At 72.2% G+C, this 928-nt stretch carries 1 protein-coding gene and 1 pseudogene; both read right to left on the bottom strand.

Going from position 1 to position 928, the window contains the following annotated elements:
- On the bottom strand, positions 1–430 hold a 430-nt coding region (locus tag AC27KI_RS25920), incomplete at its 3' end, for a pyrroline-5-carboxylate reductase family protein (RefSeq protein ID WP_487116711.1).
- 76 nt (positions 431–506) lie between these two features.
- Positions 507–928, bottom strand: a pseudogene (locus AC27KI_RS25925) (FGGY-family carbohydrate kinase); the annotation flags it as partial.

Genomic DNA, 928 nt, shown 5'->3' on the forward strand with positions numbered 1-928 from the left:
TAAATGCTCGCCGAAACCGGCGCGTCCCATCGGCTCGCTTCCATCCGAACAGCGAGCCATATGAATGCCTGACTGGGGTGGAGCGAAAAGGCGTTCCCTCGAACTGCCCTTCCGAGAGCATCAGCATGCCCTCGAAGAACCGGAACGCATAGTTCGCCTGCCGGGCCGCTTCCTGGAAGGTCTGGGGCTTGACGGCCCACACCACGGTGCCGGCCCGGGCCAGCGCGGGGCCGGCCGCTTCGTGCGCCGTGATGCCGTGCTGCGAAAGCAGGGCGGCGCGGGCTTCGGCCCAGGGCTCGACCACTTCGATCTGCGCGGCCGGCACGCCCTGGCGGATCAGCCCGCCGATGATGGCGCTGGCCATGTTGCCCCCGCCGATGAAGGCGATGGCGGAGGAGGGCGAATCGGTCGCGGCGGGCGTGGCATTCATGGCGGCGGTGGGCAGGTGGAGGCGAAGCGCAGGATGTTAGCGCCTGCGCTGTGGCGGGGGGCCGGGGCGGCGGTTTTCAGTCGAGCGAGGCCTGCCGCACGGCGTGCTCCCAGCGCGCCATGAGTTCGCGGGGCGCGGGGGGCGCCCAGCGTGGGCATGAAGCGGCGCTCGGCGCGCCACAGGTCCGACAGTTCGTCGGTGCTGCGGTACACGCCGCTCGACAGGCCGGCCAGGTAGGCCGCGCCCAGCGCCGTGGTCTCGATCACCGCGGGCCGCACCACGGGAATGCCCAGCAGGTCGGCCTGGAATTGCATGAGCAGGTCGTTCACGCAGGCGCCGCCGTCCACGCGCAGCTCGCTCACCGGCGCGCCGCCGGCGGGCCACGGCGTCGCGGCTCATGGCCTGCAGCAGCGCGGCGCTCTGGTAGGCGATGCTCTCCAGCGCCGCCCGCGCGATGTGGGCGAGCGTGGTGCCGCGCGTGAGGCCGGTGATGGTGCC

Source organism: Acidovorax sp. KPB24-03, from assembly GCF_057546605.1.